At 67.5% G+C, this 16,095-nt stretch carries 13 protein-coding genes; 4 read left to right on the forward strand and 9 right to left on the reverse strand.

Going from position 1 to position 16,095, the window contains the following annotated elements:
- Positions 1–142: 142 nt before the first annotated feature.
- Positions 143–796: an HAD-IA family hydrolase gene (locus ACNA0R_RS09405; RefSeq protein WP_415825708.1), complete on the reverse strand. Its 654-nt coding sequence runs from the start codon at positions 794–796 to the stop codon at positions 143–145.
- A gap of 1 nt (position 797) precedes the next feature.
- Complete coding sequence (locus tag ACNA0R_RS09410; RefSeq protein ID WP_415825709.1) at positions 798–1,811, reverse strand: RluA family pseudouridine synthase; 1,014 nt, start codon at positions 1,809–1,811, stop codon at positions 798–800.
- A 542-nt stretch (positions 1,812–2,353) separates the two neighbouring features.
- Between ACNA0R_RS09410 and ACNA0R_RS09415 the strand changes: the two genes are divergently transcribed.
- Entirely contained in the window at positions 2,354–5,581 is a 3,228-nt protein-coding gene (locus ACNA0R_RS09415; protein ID WP_415825710.1) for a ribonuclease E/G, read from the forward strand.
- 64 nt (positions 5,582–5,645) lie between these two features.
- Here the strand turns inward: ACNA0R_RS09415 and ACNA0R_RS09420 are convergent, their stop codons facing one another.
- A complete protein-coding gene (locus ACNA0R_RS09420) occupies positions 5,646–6,554 on the reverse strand; it encodes a LysR family transcriptional regulator (protein ID WP_415825711.1) in 909 nt (302 codons plus the stop codon).
- Positions 6,555–6,670: 116 nt separating this feature from the next.
- On the opposite strand from ACNA0R_RS09420, the gene ACNA0R_RS09425 reads away from it, so the two are divergent.
- From ACNA0R_RS09425 to ACNA0R_RS09435, 3 genes are all read left to right on the forward strand, one after another.
- A complete protein-coding gene (locus tag ACNA0R_RS09425; RefSeq protein WP_415825712.1) occupies positions 6,671–7,411 on the forward strand; it encodes an SDR family oxidoreductase in 741 nt (246 codons plus the stop codon).
- A gap of 136 nt (positions 7,412–7,547) precedes the next feature.
- Positions 7,548–7,781 carry a tautomerase family protein gene (locus tag ACNA0R_RS09430; protein WP_415825713.1) on the forward strand — a complete coding sequence of 78 codons (234 nt, stop codon included), beginning with the start codon at positions 7,548–7,550 and terminating at the stop codon, positions 7,779–7,781.
- 25 nt (positions 7,782–7,806) lie between these two features.
- Entirely contained in the window at positions 7,807–8,286 is a 480-nt protein-coding gene (locus ACNA0R_RS09435) for a DoxX family protein (protein ID WP_415825714.1), read from the forward strand.
- A gap of 163 nt (positions 8,287–8,449) precedes the next feature.
- Here the strand turns inward: ACNA0R_RS09435 and ACNA0R_RS09440 are convergent, their stop codons facing one another.
- The 6 genes from ACNA0R_RS09440 to ACNA0R_RS09465 form a co-directional block, all read right to left on the reverse strand.
- Positions 8,450–9,001 carry an acyloxyacyl hydrolase gene (locus ACNA0R_RS09440; RefSeq protein ID WP_415825715.1) on the reverse strand — a complete coding sequence of 184 codons (552 nt, stop codon included), beginning with the start codon at positions 8,999–9,001 and terminating at the stop codon, positions 8,450–8,452.
- A gap of 260 nt (positions 9,002–9,261) precedes the next feature.
- On the reverse strand, positions 9,262–10,137 hold the full coding sequence (gene accD / locus ACNA0R_RS09445) for an acetyl-CoA carboxylase, carboxyltransferase subunit beta (protein ID WP_415825716.1): 876 nt from the start codon (positions 10,135–10,137) through the stop codon (positions 9,262–9,264).
- 57 nt (positions 10,138–10,194) lie between these two features.
- The gene (gene trpA / locus ACNA0R_RS09450) at positions 10,195–11,052 is read right to left on the reverse strand and encodes a tryptophan synthase subunit alpha (protein WP_415825717.1); all 858 of its coding nucleotides are present in this window, start codon (positions 11,050–11,052) and stop codon (positions 10,195–10,197) included.
- Between the two features lie 20 nt (positions 11,053–11,072).
- Complete coding sequence (gene trpB, locus ACNA0R_RS09455; protein ID WP_415825718.1) at positions 11,073–12,275, reverse strand: tryptophan synthase subunit beta; 1,203 nt, start codon at positions 12,273–12,275, stop codon at positions 11,073–11,075.
- A 172-nt stretch (positions 12,276–12,447) separates the two neighbouring features.
- On the reverse strand, positions 12,448–13,599 hold the full coding sequence (argE, locus tag ACNA0R_RS09460) for an acetylornithine deacetylase (protein WP_415825719.1): 1,152 nt from the start codon (positions 13,597–13,599) through the stop codon (positions 12,448–12,450).
- Between the two features lie 190 nt (positions 13,600–13,789).
- Positions 13,790–16,069, reverse strand: a complete 2,280-nt coding sequence (locus ACNA0R_RS09465; RefSeq protein WP_415825720.1) for a RelA/SpoT family protein — start codon at positions 16,067–16,069, stop codon at positions 13,790–13,792.
- Positions 16,070–16,095: the final 26 nt, after the last annotated feature.

The raw sequence follows: 16,095 nt of genomic DNA on the forward strand, positions 1-16,095 counted from the left end.
TGGCGTGCAGGTTATATGACAGGATTGTGCCGCAGCCGCCCAACGCCGGGTTTCAATTTTCCGTTATAGACCGCTGTATTGGGCCGGGCCGCGCAGGCCGGGCCGCGCAGGCCCAGGCGCGCAGCGTCCTCCAGGATGGCGGTCAGCCGACGCGCGCCAGCAGCCACTCCCGCAAACCGGGCACCGACTCGATCACCGCCTGCGGCGCCTGGGCTTCGAGCTCATCGCGCAAATGCGCGCCGTAGGTCACGCCGACGCCATGAACCTTGGCATTGGCGGCCATCTGCAGATCGTGCGACGTGTCGCCGATCATCACCACCTGTTCGCCCTGCACGCCCAGCTCTTCCATGATCTCGTAGAGCATGGTCGGATTCGGCTTGCTGAAGGTTTCGTCGGCGCAGCGGGTGACGTCGAAGGCATCCACCAGCCCGCTGGCCGCCAGCGCACGGTTCAGCCCCACCCGGCTCTTGCCCGTCGCCACCGCCATGCGAACATCCTTGTCGGCCAGTTCAGCCAGCAACTCGCGAATACCGTCGAACAGCTTCAATTCAGGATCGCGCAATAGGTAGTGCACGCGGTATCGCTCCAGGAAGCGCGGCAGCATCGCATTGGTCAGGTCGGGCACCGCGCGCCGCAGCGCGCTTTCCAGGGAAAGGCCGATGACCCAGCTGGCTTGCGAGGCCGACGGCACCGGCAGCTCCAGGTCGCGACAAGCCGCCTGGATCGCCGCGACGATGCTGTGCGTGGAGTCCATCAGCGTCCCATCCCAATCGAACACTACCAGCGAATAAGACATATCAGGCGGATTCCAGTGCTTTCAGAATATCGACACAGGCTTGAGGCAATGGGGCCTCCAGCGTCAGGGGATCCCCGGTCAAGGGATGCGGTATAGCCAGGTGATGAGCGTGCAGGAACATGCGCGCGAAGCCTTTCCGGGCGAATGACTGCCGGATGGCGTCATCTCCATACTTATCATCGCCCACGATGGGAAAGCCCATGGAGGCCAGGTGCACGCGGATCTGGTGCGTGCGGCCGGTGCGCAGCTCGGCCTCCACCAGGCTGAACTTGCCGTAGCGCTGCTTCAGCGTGACGATGGTATGGGCGGCCTGCCCGTCACGATCCACGCGGACACGCCGCTCGCCGGATGCCGTCGTCCATTTGGTGAGCGGCAGCTTGATGTGCTGGCGGTCGTTGACCCAGTCCCCGTACACCAGCGCGTAGTAGCGCTTGCTGCCCTGCCCTTCGCGCAGCATGCGGTGCAGGCTGAGCAGGGCGCTGCGCTTCTTGGCCACCATGAGCAGGCCGGAGGTCTCCCGATCCAGCCGGTGCGCCAGCTCCAGCATGGGCGCCTGGGGCCGGGCGGCGCGCAGGCGTTCGATGACGCCGAACGCCACGCCGCTGCCGCCATGCACGGCAATGCCGGCGGGTTTGTCGATCACCAGCAGGGCGTCGTCTTCGTGGACGACGGGAAATTCGGCCGGCGGCACGGCGCGGGTTTCGCCGGGCTGCGGCAGGCGCAGCGGCGGCACGCGCACCAGATCGCCGGCCTCCAGCCGGTGATCGACGGCGATGCGGCCTTTATTCACCCGGACCTGGCCGTCGCGGATCGCTTTGTAGATATGGCTTTTCGGCACGCCCTTGCAGACGCGGAACAGGAAGTTGTCCAGCCGCTGCCCGCTCTGCTCTTCCCCGATCTCTATCAATCGCACGGCGGGGGCCGCCCGAACAGCCGGAGGGGCCGGGGCGGAGTCTTCTTTTGGCTTGCGGCGGAGGTGGGAAGCGTCTTCTTTGCGCATTGCGAAAAGCGGCATATAATCGGGACAGCCTTAAGGGGCTGAATTGTGGGGCTGAATGGCCGCCTGGCGTAGAGATGCACGTTCAGATGCACTTTCCTGAGCAACTCCGTCGGGGGACGATTCCGTCCGGTGCGCAGGCCGTTATTGTACCGTCTGCCAGATTCAGCCTCGGGGTCATCCGGTCGCCGGCGCAACCGCGCCCTGGCAAGTACGCGAAGGCCAAGTTCCCTGACGCGTTCCCAGCCAGGTCCGTTGCATGCCGCGCGCGGCTCTGAAGCAAACAAGCAATACCGTCGTATTAAAGCACCAGGCGCGCGCCGTACCCCTTTGCCGCGCCTGTCGTTCACAGCAATTATTCGTCAACCACAATTCGTGAACCTGACTCCCCTGCTGACCGAACCACGTGCCATTTGGCACGCAGTGCCTGCCTGACCGGCGCGGACAGGCCTGGGCAGCGCTCAGGTTCGTCCGCACGCTTGCTCTGCCGCAGTCCGCAGCCCGGGTGACCCGAGGTCACGCGCCGATATCGGCGTGTCATGACTACGGAGAACCCTCTCATGAAGCGCATGTTGTTCAATGCAACGCACCCTGAAGAGTTGCGCGTTGCCATTGTCGATGGGCAAAAGCTTATCGATCTGGACATCGAAACCGCCGGCCGCGAACAGCGTAAAGGCAACATCTATAAAGGCATCATCACCCGCATCGAACCAGGCCTCGAGGCCTGCTTCGTCAACTACGGCGAAGACCGCCATGGTTTCCTGCCGTTCAAGGAAATCGCCCGCAGTTATTTCAAGGAAGGCGTCGACGTACGCACGGCCCGCATCCAGGACGCCCTGCGCGAAGGCCAGGAACTGATCGTCCAGGTGGAAAAGGAAGAGCGCGGCAACAAGGGCGCCGCCCTGACCACGTTCATCTCCCTGGCCGGCCGCTACCTGGTCCTGATGCCCAACAATCCACGGGGCGGCGGTGTATCGCGGCGCGTGGAAGGCGAAGACCGGCAGGAACTGCGCGACACCATGGAACAGCTCCAGGTGCCGCAGGGCATGAGCATCATTGCCCGCACCGCGGGCATCGGCCGCAGCGTCGAAGAACTGCAGTGGGACCTTGCCTACCTGATGCAGCTGTGGACGGCCATCGACGGCGCCGCCCGCGACAATTCCGCCCCCATCCTGATCTACCTGGAATCCAGCCTGGTCATCCGGGCGATCCGCGACTACTTCTCGCCTGAAATCGGCGAGATCCTGATAGATACCGACGAGATCGCCGATCAAGCCACCGCGTTCATGAGCGTGGTGATGCCGGACAACGTCCAGCGCGTAAAGCGTTATCGCGACGATGTCCCGCTATTTTCGCGCTTCCAGATCGAACATCAGATAGAAACCGCGTATTCGCGCACGGTGACCCTGCCCTCCGGCGGCGCGATCGTGATCGACCATACCGAAGCGCTGGTGGCGGTGGATGTGAACTCGGCGCGCTCCACGCGCGGCGCGGACATCGAGGAAACCGCCCTGCGCACCAATCAGGAAGCGGCCGACGAAGTCGCCCGCCAATTGCGCCTGCGCGATCTGGGCGGCCTGATCGTCATCGATTTCATCGATATGGAAGACGGCAAGAACCAGCGCGCCGTCGAACAGCGCCTGCGCGACGCCTTGCATTTCGACCGTGCGCGCGTGCAGATGGGCAAGATCTCGCGCTTCGGGCTGATGGAACTGTCGCGCCAGCGCCTGCGTCCGGCGCTGAACGAAGGCTCCCACATCACCTGCCCGCGCTGTAACGGCACCGGCGTGATCCGCGACGCCGAGTCCAGCGCCCTGCATGTCCTGCGCCTGCTGCAGGAAGAGGCCATGAAGGAAAACACCGCCGCCGTGCACGCGCAGGTGCCGGTGGACGTGGCGACCTTCCTGCTGAACGAAAAGCGCGCCGACATCGCCAAGATGGAAGCCCGCCTGAAGGTCAACCTGGTGCTGATTCCCAACAAGCACCTGGAAACCCCGCATCACCACATCGAACGGCTGCGCCACGACGACCCGCGCCTGGAGGAAGTAAAGACCAGCTTCGAGCTGGCCGATGCGCCCGCCACCGAAGTCGCCTGGGCGCCGCGCGAACAGGAAATCAAGGCCCGTCCCGAAGCGCTGGTCAAGGGCATCACCCCGGCCCAGCCGGCGCCTGTATCCGCCGCGCCCGCGCCCGCCGCGGCCGCCACGTCGGCGGCGCCCGCCGGGCCTGGCCTGGGGGGCTTGTTCAAGCGCCTGGTGGGCTGGTTCACCGGCGGCGAGGCCGCTCCCGCCGCGGCGGAGCCCGCCCAGCCGGCGGATACCCGCCGCGCCGGCACCCGCGCCAAGTCCCGCACCCACGACGGCCAGGACCGCCGCGGCGAACGCCACGGCTCCGATCGCAACCGCAACCGCCGGCATGAAGCCCGGCCGGAAGCGGCCGAAGGCGAAGGCCTGCGCCATCACGTACGCGGCGGCCGCCGCGGCGACGGTGAGCGCACCGAAAGGAACGAGCGCGGCGACCGTCCGGAACGCGCGGAACGTGGCGAACGCCCCGCCCGCAATGCGGAAGCCCAGCAGCGCGCCGATCGCGAGATCATCGCCCAGGCCCAGGCGCATCCCGAACGCGCCCTGGCGCCGGAAGCCGCCGATGAAGCCACGCCGGCCCGCGGCAATCGCGGACGCCGCGGCCGTGGACGTGGCCGCCGCGAAGATCAGGCCGACGCGCCCATGAGCGAACAGGAAAGCATGGTCGCGGCCCTGGCTGAAACGGTGGCCGCCGCGCTACCGCCGGACGCCGCAGATGAGGCGGCCGACAATGCCGCCGATACGTCCCTGGACGCCGACGAGCAAGGCGTGGGCGCCGAGGGAGCCGATCCCGAGCGCAAGCGCCGCCGCCGTCGCAGCCGCCGCGGCCGCCGCGCCAACGAGGACGGCACCGGGGTGAACGGCGAAGCCGGCCAGGAGGCCCTGCCGGAAGGCGAGGACGCCCTGGCATCGGAAGCCCAGGCCGCCCTGTCGGAAGTCGCCACGCCGGTCCAGCCCGAGCAGCGTCCGCGGTTCGAAGCCGAGCCGTCCGCCGCCGGCACGGCCCCCATGGCCCAGCCGGCTACCCAGCCCACGCCTGTGCAGACCGTGCAGCCGGGTTCGATGACGCCTCAGCCGGTCGCGGCCACCGCTACCCAGCCTATCCCCACGGTAGCGCCGGTGGAAACGGTCGCCGGCCAGGAAGTGCCCGCTTCGGCGCCCGTCGCGCCGCAGGCGCCCGCGCAGCCCGTGCCGGTCAGCACCTCGATGCCCGCGGCTCCGTCCGTGGCCGCCGATGCCGCGCCGGCGGCTCCTGTCGGTGGCCCTGGCGGCGACGCACCCGTGGCTGCCCCGGCACCGGCGCCTGTCCAGGAAGCCGCACCCGCGCAGCCGGCACCGGCTCAGGAAGCGCAGCCCGCTGCCGCGCCTTCGTACGCCGCCCCGCAAACCGGCGACGCGTATGCGGCCAGGACGGTCGTGACCGAGGCGGCCGAGCGCCACCATCAGGCCGCGGCCGAGCCCGCCCCTGCCGCGACCGAGGTGACCGGCGCCGCGCCGGCGCCCGCGCAGTCGGGTTCGAAGCAAAACCTGCAGGACGTCGTCAATGCCGCCGGCCTGACCTGGGTGGAAACGGACCCCGACCGCCACGCCCAGACGCAGCAACGCATGGCCGCCAGCCATACGCCGGTCCGCCTGGGTCGCGAGCGCAAGCCCGTGGCGCCGGTGTCGTCGGCACCGCTGGTCCAGGTTGAAACGCGCCACTAAACGCTGGTGGAACGAACAAAAGGGCTGCCCCGTCGGGCCAGCCCTTTTGCTTTGTACCGCCGCCTTAAGGCAAAGGCCCGAAGCGCGCCTCGTACAACTTGGTCAGCCAATCGATGAACACACGGACCCGCGGCGACAGCTGCCGATGATGCGGATACAGCGCCGCCAGCGGCATGTCCGGGCTGCGCCAGTCGGCCAGCACCTCCACCAGCCGCCCCTCCCGCAGGGCGTCTTCCAGATGGAACCGTGGGATCTGGATCAGTCCGCACCCACGCAGTCCGCAGACGTAATAATTTTCCGCATCGTTGACGGACATCCAGCCGTCCAGCGTAAACGCCTGCACCTTGCCATCGATGACCAGTTCCAGCGGGTAATCGGAAGCGCCGCTGCTGGAGAAGAACTTCACTGCCTGGTGCTGGGCCAGATCGTCGGGATGCGTGGGCGTGCCGAACCGCGCCAGGTACTCCGGGCTGGCGCAGATCGCCTGCGGCATTAACGCCAGGCGCCTGGCCACCAGCGACGAATCGCGCGGCGTGCCCGCGCGGATGACGCAATCCACCCCTTCCCTGACCAGGTCGACCAGGCGGTCGCCGCTACTTACCACCAGATCGATGCCCGGATACCTTTCCCGGAATTCCGGGATGGCGGGCAGCACGATCTGCGTGGCATGGGTGCCGTGCATATCCACGCGCAGTATTCCGCGCGGATTGGAGGCGATGTGCCGGAGCGAGGCCTCGGCGTCGTCCAGCTCGCTCAGCACCGACACGCAACGCTCGTAGAAGGCCCGCCCGTCCAGGGTCGGCCGCACGTGGCGCGTGGTGCGCTCCAGCAGGCGCGTACCGAGGCGGGACTCCAGGGCCTTGATGGCATGAGTCGCGGTCGCGCGCGGGATGTCCAGGGATGCCGCCGCCTGGCTGAAGCTGCCGGATTCGACGATGCGGGTGAAAAGCTGTAGGGATTCGAAGCGGTCCACGGAGATTATTGTGGTCGGTTGAATTTAGATAGCAATCCAAGAGCATTTATCCCAGGAGGATAAACAAGAACAATGTACTCCATCGGGCGCCGCCCTACATAACAAGGAGATTCACCATGAGCGCAACACCAGAGAAAGCCGCCATCGTCACCGGTGGTTCACGCGGCATCGGCCGCGCCATCGCCGTCCGGCTGGCGGCGGACGGCTTTGCCGTCGCCGTGAATTACGCCGGCAATGCCGCCGCGGCCGGCGAAACGGTCGCGGCCATCGAGGCGGCCGGCGGCAAAGCGATCGCCATACGGGGCGACGTCGCCAGCCCCGACGACGTGGCCGCCCTGTTCGCCGAAACGCGGAAGGCCTACGGACGCATCGACGTGGTGGTCAACAGCGCCGGCATCATGCCCATGGCGCCCATCGCGACCGAGAAGCTGCCCGATTTCGACAAAGTGATCGCCACGAACCTGCGCGGCGCTTTCCTGGTCCTGAGCCAGGCCGCGGCGCAGGTCGGCGAAGGCGGACGCATCATCGCGCTGTCCACGAGCGTCATCGCCAAGTCCTTTCCTGCCTATGGTCCCTACATCGCGTCCAAGGCCGGCGTGGAGGGCCTGGTGCGCGTACTGGCCAACGAGTTGCGCGGCCGCGGCATCACGGTCAACGCCGTCGCACCCGGCCCCGTCGGGACGGAGCTCTTCCTGAACGGCAAGACGCCGGAGCAGATAGAGCACATCGCCAACCTGGCGCCCCTGCAGCGCCTGGGCACGCCGGAAGACATCGCCGGCGCGGTCTCCTTCCTGGCCGGCCCGGATGGCGGCTGGGTCAACGCCCAGGTCCTGCGCGCCAACGGCGGCTTTGCCTGACGCCAGGCGGGCCACGGAACTCGTGGCTCCCTGCCGGCCCCCGCCCTCGCGCGATGCCGGCCTCGCGCCGGCAAGGCGGTCGATTCACCCGGCGGCGGCGTCGCCGCCGCATTCCCAACTTTTCGAGGAAAACATCATGCCATTCGCCAACTACAAATTTCCGGAAGGGATTCTGGACCACGCCCGCAAGGAAGAAATCATTCACCGCACCACGGCCATGTTCGTCGAGTACTTCGGCGAGGCCGTCCGCCCCTATTCCATGGTGCTGGTCGAGGAAGTCGCCGATGGCGGCTGGGGCCGAGCCGATGAAACCCTGACCCTGGCCAAGATGGGACTCGCGCCCAAGGCGGGCCAGGATAAGTCGAGCTGACCACCCACCACCCAAAGGAGCCGCCATGAATACCAAGGAACTGCCCGGTTGGCGCGGACGTCTCGCGCACTTCAATACCCGCATGACGGGCTGGGAGCCCATGCTCTACGCCGTGCTGCGCGTGGCCTTCGCCATCGTCCTGTTCACGCACGGCCTGCCCAAGGCACTGGGGGCCTCGCATGGATCGATGGCCGATCCCATGGCGGGTTCGATCAACCTGATCCGGACGGCGATGGGGCTGCCTTTCGCGCCCCAGCTGGCCTTCCTGGTCATGCTGCTGGAAACCGGCGGCGCGCTGATGCTGGCCTTGGGGCTGTGCACGCGGGCGATGGCATTGTTGTTCGCCATCGAGATGGCGGCGATCAGCTACGCGCTGGGCCCGACCTGGCCGTGGATAGACCGGGGCATCGAGTATCCGGTGCTGATGGGCGTGCTGGCGCTGTACATGGCCGGACGAGGCGGCGGCACCTACGCCCTGGACCACGGCATCGTCAAAGGCCGTTAGGCCCGGCGCCGAAAGCCGGCCGCGCGCACGCGGTCGGCAACGGCCGACCGGCCTGACCGCATGAAAGCCAAAAGGCTTGTACCGCGCCAGCCGCAAAGCTGCGCGCGGTACAAGCCTTTTCCGTTCCGGCGCAACGCGCCGGAACGCGGCAGATCAGGAAAGATCAGAACAGATAGGTGTAGGTCAGCTGCGTCACATCCAGGCCCGGATTGGGGGTCTTGATGCTGGCGTTAGAGAAGTGCGAATACCGCAGGCTGAGACGGCTGGAGTCGGTCAGCTGATAGCCGAAACCGATATGGTCGCCGAACTGGAAGGCCGTGCTGATGGTCTTGTCCGCGAAGCGCGTCTTGTTGAAGACCGTCGGGCCCACGCCGCCTTCAAAGAAGAAGCGGTCGGTCAGCCACCAGCGGAACATGGGAATGGCGTTGAGCTGCCAGGCGCTGCTGGGGTGCGCGCCCTGGTGCGCCCACCAGTAGGACACGCCCAGTTCGCCGGTCAGGTCCAGCCGGCCCCAGCCGCCGCCGAAATCGTAATTCCACAGCGGCGCGGTTTCGTAGTTGATGGTGCTACGGTTGTACTTATCACCGATGCCCATCTGCACGCTTACGCCGCCGTTATTGCGCGCTTGCTGTGCCTGCGCCGGAAGCGCCGCGCATGCCATTGCCAGGACGGTCAGCGTGCCGGCAATGATTTTGTTTTTATGACCACGGTTCATTGGAGCAACTCCAGCGATGAGAAGAAACAAAAAGACGTTGTAACTTATCAGAAAATCCGTATGCCGACCAAGCGGATGTGTTCCGAAACGCCACGGCGGCGAGGGAAACTGTGTTCCACCAGGACGACCAATCCCGTGGCGCGGGACGGGCATTCCCGGCGGACGCCCTCCGAACAAAGCGCGGCGAGGGCTGCCCGGAACCGAAAAAGGGCGAGGAAGCGCGACAAACAGCGATACGGCCGCCCCGATAAGGCGCGCGATCAGGCCGCGACGACGTCCGCCGACTGCCGTGTCAGCAGCGCCAGCAGGCGGGCGATTTCCTCGCGCAGCTGGCGGCGGTCGACGACCATATCCACGGCGCCCTTCTGCAGCAGGAATTCGGCGCGCTGGAACCCTTCGGGCAGCTTCTCGCGCACGGTCTGTTCGATCACCCGCGGGCCGGCAAAACCGATAAGCGCCTTGGGCTCGGCGATGACGACGTCGCCCATGAAGGCGAAGCTGGCGGAAACCCCGCCCATCGTGGGATCCGTCAACACGCTGATAAACGGCAGTCCGGCGGACGCCAGGCGGGTCAGCATGGCGTTGGTCTTGGCCATCTGCATCAGCGACAGCAGGCTTTCCTGCATGCGCGCACCGCCGGAAGCCGCCACGCAGACGAAGCCGGTCTTTTGGTCCAGCGCCGCCTGCGCGCCGCGCGCGAAGCGTTCGCCGACGACGGAGCCCATGGATCCGCCCATGAACTCGAACTCAAAGCAGGCCACCACCGCCGGCACGCTGCGGATGGAGCCGCTGACGACGACCAGCGCATCGGTCTCGCCGGTCTGCTTGACGGCTTCCTGGATGCGCTCGGGGTACTTGCGGCTGTCCTTGAACTTCAGCGTATCGACGGAGCGGATGGTCTGTCCGATCTCCACGCGGCCTTCCAGGTCCAGCAGGGAATCGATGCGCGCGCGTGCGCCAATGCGCATGTGATGGTCGCATTTGGGGCAGACGTGCAGGTTCGCGGCCAGGTCTTCGTTGTACAGCACCGATTCGCAAGCCGGACACTTGACCCACAAACCCTCGGGCACGCGGCGCGCGCTGGGTTCGGTGGTCTTGTTGATGCGCGGGGGCAGGAGTTTTTCGATCCAGCTCATTTGTTCGTTTCTTGTCCTGATGGGGAGGAAGGCATGCGCGGCGGGCCGCGGACAGCCTCAGGCCGCGGCCGCGCCGGGTCCGGCCTGGTCCAATGCCGAGCGGATGCCGCCCAGCCATTCACGAGCGGCCGCGATGGCGGCCTCGTCGCGCCGATCGGCCGTCGCGCCCGCGACGGCCTGTTCCATGGTCTCGATAAGCTTGCTGCCGATAACCACCGCATCGGCCACCTCGGCAACCCGCCGCGCGCTGGCCGCGTCGCGGATGCCGAAGCCCACGCCGATGGGAATATGGACGTGGCGGCGGATATCGGCCAGCCGCTTGGCGACATCTTCGGTATCGAGATGGCCGGCGCCGGTCACGCCGCGCAGCGAAACGTAATAGGCATAGCCGCGCGCGACCTTGCCGACCGCCTGGATGCGCGCGTCGGTGCTGGTAGGCGCCAGCAGGAAGATGGGCGCGATGCCCCTGTCGCCCAGCAGATCGGCGAAAGCCTGCACTTCTTCCGGCGGGTAGTCGACCACCAGCACGCCGTCCACGCCGGCGGCATGCGCCGCGTCGGCGAAGGCGGCCTGCCCCATGCGTTCGATGGGATTGGCGTATCCCATCAACACCACCGGGGTGCGATCGTCGTCGGCGCGGAACTGCCGGACCGCGTCCAGCACGCCGCGCAGGCTCATGCCCTGGGCGATGGCGCGTTCGGTGGCGCGCTGGATGACGGGGCCGTCGGCCATGGGGTCCGAAAACGGCACGCCCAGTTCGATGACGTCGGCGCCCGCCTGCACCAGCGCATGCATCAGCGGCACGCAGGAAGCGGGCGAGGGATCGCCGGCGGCCACGTAGGGAATCAGGGCCGCGCGCTTATCGCCGCGGGCGCGGGAGAAGGCGGCGGCGATACGGTCTTGTCGTGAGGTCATGCTGTCATTATCACTATCGTTTACAGCGTCAGCCCGGCGCGCTCGGCCACGGTGTGCATATCCTTGTCGCCGCGTCCGGACAGGCAGACCAGGATATGGGTGTCCGGCGGCAAGGTCGGCGCGATGCGCACGGCGTGGGCAATGGCGTGCGAGGACTCCAGCGCCGGCATGATGCCTTCGATGCGGCAGCAGTCATGGAAAGCCTTGAGGGCGTCGTCGTCCGTCACCCCTACGTACGAAGCCCGGCCGCTGTCCTGCAGCCAGGCGTGTTCGGGACCGACGCCGGGGTAGTCCAATCCGGCCGAGACCGAATGCGTTTCCTGCACCTGGCCGTTGGCGTCCTGGATCACATAGGTGCGGTTGCCGTGCAGCACGCCGACCTGGCCCGCCGCGATCGAGGCCGCGTGCCGGCCGCTGTCCATGCCTTCACCCGCGGCTTCCACGCCGATCAACTGGACGTTTTCGTAGGGGATATAGGGATGGAAGATGCCCATGGCGTTGGAGCCGCCGCCCACCGCCGCGACGACGATGTCGGGTTGGCGGCCGGCTTCTTCCGGCATCTGCCACAGGCATTCCTTGCCGATGACGGTCTGGAAATCGCGCACCATGCGCGGATACGGGTCGGGCCCGGCCACCGTGCCGATGATGTAGAAGGTATTGCCGATGTTGGTGACCCAGTCGCGCATGGCTTCGTTCAAGGCGTCCTTGAGCGTGCGCGAGCCGGATTCCACGGGCACCACCGTCGCGCCCAGCAGCTTCATGCGGTAGACGTTGGACGCCTGGCGGCGGATGTCTTCGCTGCCCATGTAGACGATGCATTCCATGCCGTAGCGGGCCGCCACGGTGGCGGTGGCCACGCCGTGCTGGCCGGCGCCGGTTTCGGCGATGACGCGCGGCTTGCCCATGCGCCGCGCCAGCAGGGCCTGGCCGATGCAGTTGTTGATCTTGTGGGCGCCGGTGTGGTTCAGGTCTTCGCGCTTGAACCAGATCTGCGCGCCGCCCAGCTCGCTGGACCAGCGGCGGGCGTGGTAGACCGGGCTGGGGCGGCCGACGAAATGCTTGAGCTCGTAGTTGAATTCCTCGATGAATTGCGGGTCCACACGACACCTGTCGTAGGCCTCGCGCAACTCGTCGAGCGCGTGCATGAGCGTTTCCGCCACGAACACGCCGCCGTAGGGGCCGAAATGGCCCTGGGCATCCGGAAAATCGTAAGGCTTAGCCACCTTGTTCACCACCCTGTTCGCCACCTTTTTAGCAACCGGCTATTTTACCTGAGGCCAGGCAATCCTTCGCCCCAGGCGGCGCCCGGGCCGCGCCCCCCGCCGCCGGCGGGCGTAAGCGCGCCTTGGGCGGCCGCACCGCCGGGCGGCGCCGGCGACCTGGCCGGGCCCGCCGTCAGATGGATTCGCCGACGCGGCGCAGGAAGGCCGCGCAGGCCTCCAACTGATCCACGGCGACATATTCGTCCGGCTTGTGCGCCTGCGCGATATGGCCCGGACCGCAGACCACCGTGGGAATGCCCATGCCCTGGAACAGGCCTGCTTCCGTGCCGTAAGCCACCTTGCGTGTGGCGGTATCGCGTGTCAGGGCGCGCACCAGTTGTGTGATCGCCGCCTGTTCGGAAGCCTCCAGCCCCGGCGCGGCGGGCCCGCGTTCCAGGTCGATGCGAGCCTCGGGGAATTCCTGTCGCATGCGCGGCAATAGCACCTCGTCCACGTAGTGCTGGACCTCGCGCTGGATATCATCCGGGGCCATGCCGGGCAGATTGCGGAATTCGTAGGCGAATTCGCAGTCCTCCGGGATGGTATTGACGGCGATGCCGCCGCGGATCAGGTTGGTCGTCAAGGTGCTGAAGGGTACGTCGTAGAACGTGTCGTACGGCCCCTTGGCCTTGTAGGCGTCGGCCAGGTCGCGGATGTGGCAGATCAGGCGGGCGGCGTATTCGATCGCATTGCAGCCGTGCGGCGTCAGGGACGAATGCGCGGCCTTGCCGTGCACGCGGCAACGGTACAGATTGATGCCTTTGTGCGCGACCACCACCTGCATGCCGGTCGGTTCCCCCACCACGCAGCCTTCGGGCCGTATGCCGCGCTCGTGCAGGTCCGCCAGCATATAGGGCGCGCCCGCGCAGCCGACTTCCTCATCGAAGGAAAAGGCCAGATGCAAGGGCTTGGCGCGCGGCATGGACAGGAATTCGGGCACCATGGCCAGCGCCGTCGCGATGAATCCCTTCATGTCGCAGGCGCCGCGGCCGTACAGGCGGCCGCTTTGTTCGCGCAGGACGAAGGGGTCGGCGGTCCAATCCTGCCCGTCCACCGGCACCACGTCGGTATGGCCGGACAACACGATGCCGCCCTGCTCGCCGCCATCCCGCGCGGGCAGCGTGGCGAACAGATTGGCCTTGCTGCGGTCGTCGTTATGGGCCAGCCAGGCCTGCACGCCCTGTTCTTTCAGCCAATCGCGGGCCGTTTCGATGAGAGCCAGATTGGAGTTGCGGCTGGTGGTGTCGAAGCCCACCAGCGTTTCCAGCCAGCGACGGGTATCCATGCCTAGCGCCTTGTCTGCCAAAACCGCCAGTGTAGGCCGGCGCCGATCGGCCCGTCCATGGCGGCCCGGTCCTGGCCCCCCGCTCCTGGCAGGCGCGTTGCGCCACCGGACGGGCGCCGCCGCGGATCAGGACGGAGTCCAGGGCCGGCCGCCCCTACACCGGCCGGCGCCCCGCCGACGGCGCGCCCGCCTATTTGCGGGTCGCGCCCGTGACGCCGGCGACTTCGCGCAGGGCGTCCAGGGCGCGGGCCAGGGCCTCGCCGCCATGGACTTCGACCGTGAACACCATGTGCGCCAGGGAGTTGCGGCTTTGCGTATTGACGCCAATGACGTTCAAGCGCAGGCGCGCGAAGACTTCCGACAGGTCGCGCAGCAAGCCAGGCCGGTCATGGGCGCGCACGCTGATATCGACCGGATACACGGTATTGCCGGTGTCGCCCCAGGCGACCTCGATGACGCGCTCCGGTTCGCGCTCGGCCAGGGCCGCGTAGCTGTGGCAATCGGCGCGGTGGATGGAAACGCCGCGGCCGCGGGTGACGAAGCCCACGATGGGGTCCGGCGGCGCCGGCCGGCAGCAGCGCGCCAGCTGAGTCATCAGCGATCCCACGCCCACGACCAGCACACCGCTCTTGCCGCCCTTCTCGGTGCTTTCGGCACGGCTGGCATGCGTGACCACGCCGGGTTCGTCGGCCGGCTCGGCGGTCTGCTGGAAGACGGTGTCGATCTGCCGCAGGCTGAATTCATCCTTGGCCGCCGCGACGTACAGATCGTCGGCCCGCGCGAAGCCCAGTTGCTGCGCGAGATGCTCCAGGTTCACCGCGGTCTTGCCGAGGCGCTGCAGCTCCTTTTCGACCAGGGCCTGGCCCTGGGTGATGCGCTGCTGCAGCTCGATGGCATTGAACCAGTTGCGCACCTTGGCGCGGGCGCGTGGGCTGGCCAGGAAGCCCAGTTGCGGGTTCAGCCAGTCGCGCGACGGGCCGCCGGCCTTGGCGGCAATGATTTCCACGGTCTGGCCGGTGGCCAGGCGCGTCTGCAACGGAACCATCTGTCCGTCGACGCGGGCGCCGCGGCAGCGATGGCCCAGGTCGGTATGCAGGTGGTAGGCGAAATCCACCGGCGTGGAACCGGCCGGCAGCTCAATCACCCGCGCCTGCGGGGTCAGGACGTAGATGTGCTCCGCGGCGGTCTTGACGCCCGCGGCGAGCGCCGCGCCCGGCGCACCCGCGGCGGCCGAGACGCCAGCAGCCGTGGCGCCGGCCGCCGCCGGCTGCGCCGCTTCCAGATCGGCGTTCCAGGCCAGCAACTGCCGCATCCAGGACACCTGGCGATCGTAGTCGCTGGAAGCCGCCACCTGCCCGCCCTTGGGACCCGCTTCCTTGTAGCGCCAGTGCGCCGCCATCCCGTATTCCGCGAAGCTATGCATATCCTGCGTACGGATCTGCACTTCGAAAGGCCGGCCATCCTTGTCCACCAGCACGGTGTGCAAGGAGCGATAGCCGTTGGGCTTGGGACGCGAAATATAGTCGTCGAACTCGTCCAGCAGCGGCGTCCACAGTTCATGCACCAGCGCCAGCGCCGTATAGCATTCGCGCACGTCCTTGACGATGACCCGCAGGGCGCGCAGGTCGAACATCTGGTTGAAGTCCAGCTTCTTGATGCGCATCTTGTTCCAGATGCTGTAGATGTGCTTGGGACGCCCGCTGACTTCCGCCTCGATGCCGGCCTTGCGCAGGGCCGTCCGCACGCGCTCCACGGCGTCGGCGATGAAGGCCTCGCGTTCCACGCGTTTTTCTTCCAGCAGCCGGGCGATTTGCTTGTAGCGGTCCGGGTCCAGGAAGCGGAACGCCAGGTCCTCCAGCTCCCATTTCAGTTGCCATATGCCCAGCCGGTTGGCTAGCGGCGCGTACAGGTCCAGCGTCTCCCGCGCCAGCTCCGGCGGGCAGGCGGTCTTGGTGGCCGCATGCCAGCGCAGGCTCTGCAGGCGCGAGGCCAGGCGCATCAGCACGATGCGCAGGTCGGCCGCCATGGCCAGCAGCATCTTGCGCTGCATTTCCTTTTGCGAGCCGGTCTCGGCCGCGCTGTCGCTGGCCAGCCGCGCCACCGCGCCCAGGCGCAGCAGGGCACGCGCGCCCTGCACCAGGCGGGCGATTTCGGGGTCGAATTCCGTTCCCAGGGGATCGTGCCGCGCGTGCGGCGCCGGCGCCGACAGATCGGCGGGCAAGGCCGCCAGCACGGCGGCCACGCGGGTCGCGCCGTCGGTCTGCAAGCCGGCCAGGATACGTGTGACGCCCGCCGCATGGCCGGCCAGCGGCTCGCCGGTCAGGGCTTGTTCGTCGTTGAAGCGCGGCCACGCCCAGGCGGCGGCCTTGCCCAGCTGCGCCCGTCCTTGCGCGTCCAGGCCGGCGGCTGCGCTGTCCAGCCACGCGTCGTCGAAGGGCGTCAAGATATCGTGATCGGGAAGCTCGGGCATCGGCGCGAGGCACTGTAAAGCGAACG

The sequence above is a fragment of the Bordetella sputigena genome (genome assembly GCF_965137885.1).
Taxonomy (GTDB): Bacteria; Pseudomonadota; Gammaproteobacteria; order Burkholderiales; family Burkholderiaceae_B; genus Bordetella_C; species Bordetella_C sputigena.